Here is a 2677-nt window from a genome sequence, read left to right as displayed (position 1 = left end):
TCCGGTCACCATCGCGAACTGCGCACTGCGGCGATGAGCCTGTGGGCGAAAATTGCAAGAGCATGACAGATATCTCCGGATGGCGTCTTTCGCTGGCATTTCCTCCGTTAAGTTTACGATGCCGATGCAGGTCCTGTTGTAATTTTCCCGACGGCCGAATATCCAAATTTCACTGGAAAAGGAAACGTCCCTCCCATACGCGGTCCGCGCATACGCTGATGTTCCGTTCTTGGCACCTGACCATTGAGTTGAGGTTTTCGGTGCCACGACTGATGCCGCTATACAGGGTGGACACCAAAACTTCACCCGGGTTCACGGATCGCCCGTCCACTTCGCGTATATCGCATTCACCTGCGGCGGAAAACCAAAGCGCTTGGGCCAGTCTGGCATCCGTCTTTCCGGCATCAAGCTTGTCCAGCTTCATTCGTTACGTCCTCAGCAATTCGGCGCGACACACATTCCTGAGGCTGCGTGTCTGCGGGTTGCAAAATCGGCTGCGAAAAAAGCAAATGCGTACATTCGGCTCAGTTGCTACCGGTCGATAAGCTCCGGTATCACCGTTGACCACGCGATACAGCCAGGAGTGATTGCTCCAGCGTGCGCATCTATTGTCCTTTTGTGCAATCCCTCTGTTTTGCCATGGTGATTGCCCAAAGAATCCGACAAGTGGCAAATGGAAGCCTTGTATAGGTCTCGCATTGAGTACGTGACGCGGCCAACCGGAGCCGTGGACGACGCGCCATACATCCTGCAGTCAGTTCGGAGTACGACTATGATAAAGGCTGACGACGAAGGGTTTCAGTTTGCCTCGCCTGCGATGCATTTGGAACGCGCAGTGGCGGAATTGCGCTTCGGCCGACCGGTCATTCTAAATGAGGGCACGTGCAGGCTCGCTGTGCTGGCGCTCGATAGCGCAGCACCCTCTGTCTATGATCAATTCGCCGCCGCCGTCGAAAACACGCATACTCTCTATCTGACGTCACACCGCGCCGCGCGACTTTGGCCTGGCGTATGCAACGATGTTTCGGTCCCGCTCGAAGGCCTATCCTTCGCCGAAGCGTCGAGCCTTGGGTATGGACTGCGGGCGCCGACACCGACGCACCGGCGCGAGGCGCACGCCTTGATGGCTACGTCGGGCGAGCTGGCGCGACTGGCATTGCTGTTGCCAGCGCTGGTTTGCGCTGACGTCAGCGGTTTCGAAAAACGGTTCGCGGCCTGCTGCGGACTTGAAATATCGCATTTGGCTGCCGCCAATCACGTCCGCCAGAAATTCGAGACACTCGTGCGCACCCGTGTGCCACTGCGCGATCTCGAAGATGCAGAGTTTGTCGTCTTTCGTGGTGGCCTGGCGCAAAAGGATCAGGTTGCCATCGTGGTAGGCAAACCTGATTTTGGTGCGCCTGTTCCTGTTCGCATACATTCCTCCTGCGTCACCGGCGATCTTTGCGGCTCGCTCAAATGCGATTGCGGTGACCAACTGCGCAACGCTCTAGCGGCCATGAAAGCGCTAGGCGGCGGCGTCCTCCTCTATCTCGACCAAGAGGGGCGCGGTACCGGGATCGGCGCCAAAATGCGAGCCTATGGATATCAGCATCAGGGTCTGGACACGATTGATGCGGATGCTGAACTTGGCTATGGCAGCGACCATCGCCGCTACGAAGCGGCGATCACAATGTTGCATTTGCTCGGGGTCGCAACGGTCATCCTTTTCACCAACAATCCTGCCAAAATCTCTGCCCTTTCCGACGGCGGCATGGAGGTGCTCGTCCGGCTTCCGGTGACGGGTGAGGTCACGATCGAGAACGCTGGCTATCTGAAGACGAAAAAGGCGCGTGCAGGCCACATGTTAGAAGCCGCGGCGCTTCTTGCGGCAGAGTAAGGGAACAACATGATGCCAGATAAACGCTCCATGACGCAGACAGTTGCGACAGGCAAGGCACCTTCGGTCGCTCTGCGCCTGCGCTCATTCTTCGTTCTCAGCTGCATATTTGCCACATCAATCGTTAGCTATAGATTGGTTTGCAACTACCTGTCGCTTGGCCACGGCGCGGCCATCGCCGCGGCAGGTTTGCTATTGTTCATTTTTGCCCTTGTCATCATCGGACTGCGTCACCACTGCTTTGAGCGTTTCGGCTTCGCCAATACGGTGACGGCGATCCGTGCCGCAATCGTTTGCATGATCGCTGCTCTCGTGTTTTTTCCCAGCACACCGGAGGGTATAGAGAGCGTACCGTGGATTCTTGTTGGATTGGTAATTCTGGTTCTTGCCATGGATGGCCTTGATGGATACTTGGCTCGCCGCTTTGAGTACCAGTCCGATCTGGGCGCGCGTTTCGACATGGAGGTCGATGCACTCCTGGTCCTATGCCTTGCGGCCGCGGCCTTCCTCCTCGGTAAGGGAGAGGCATGGGTCTTGCTCATCGGTTTGATGCGCTACGCTTTTGTGCTTGCACAATATCCCCTTCCTCGCCTCCGGGCGCATCTGCCTTCGTCGCTTAGGCGCAAGCTTGTCTGCGTAGTGCAGGTCGCCGTTCTGTGCCTGGTTGTTGTTCCAGGTGTTCTTCCCCCTGCCTCGTCCTGGCTCTTGGCCATCTCGCTTCTTTTGCTCTGCTATTCCTTCGCGATCGATTGCCTCTATCTTTTCATGCCTGTGGAGGCCAGCGAGTGAGTGCCGCGG

At 57.0% G+C, this 2677-nt stretch carries 3 protein-coding genes; 2 read left to right on the top strand and 1 reads right to left on the bottom strand.

Features of this window, described 5'->3' with window-relative positions; translation table 11 throughout:
- Positions 1–169 precede the first annotated feature (169 nt).
- Positions 170–424, bottom strand: a complete 255-nt coding sequence (locus tag PDO_RS12395) for a hypothetical protein (RefSeq protein WP_009110062.1) — start codon at positions 422–424, stop codon at positions 170–172.
- 348 nt (positions 425–772) lie between these two features.
- On the opposite strand from PDO_RS12395, the gene ribA reads away from it, so the two are divergent.
- Positions 773–1879 (top strand): GTP cyclohydrolase II RibA, encoded by a 1107-nt coding sequence (gene ribA, locus PDO_RS12390; RefSeq protein ID WP_009110060.1) that lies wholly within the window; start codon positions 773–775, stop codon positions 1877–1879.
- A 9-nt stretch (positions 1880–1888) separates the two neighbouring features.
- Complete coding sequence (locus PDO_RS12385) at positions 1889–2668, top strand: CDP-alcohol phosphatidyltransferase family protein (RefSeq protein WP_009110058.1); 780 nt, start codon at positions 1889–1891, stop codon at positions 2666–2668.
- The last annotated feature ends 9 nt before the right edge of the window (positions 2669–2677 follow it).

This window comes from Rhizobium sp. PDO1-076, assembly GCF_000247475.1.
In the GTDB taxonomy this organism is placed as follows: Bacteria; Pseudomonadota; Alphaproteobacteria; order Rhizobiales; family Rhizobiaceae; genus Allorhizobium.
The sequence above is the reverse complement of the archived record's forward strand: the minus strand, read 5'-3'. Positions and strand labels throughout refer to the sequence as shown.

Bases quoted from the DNA above. Each gene is read 5' to 3' on its own strand.
- PDO_RS12395 (WP_009110062.1), bottom strand. From the start codon at position 424: ATGAAGCTGGACAAGCTTGATGCCGGAAAGACGGATGCCAGACTGGCC.
- ribA (WP_009110060.1), top strand. From the start codon at position 773: ATGATAAAGGCTGACGACGAAGGGTTTCAGTTTGCCTCGCCTGCGATG.
- PDO_RS12385 (WP_009110058.1), top strand. From the start codon at position 1,889: ATGATGCCAGATAAACGCTCCATGACGCAGACAGTTGCGACAGGCAAG.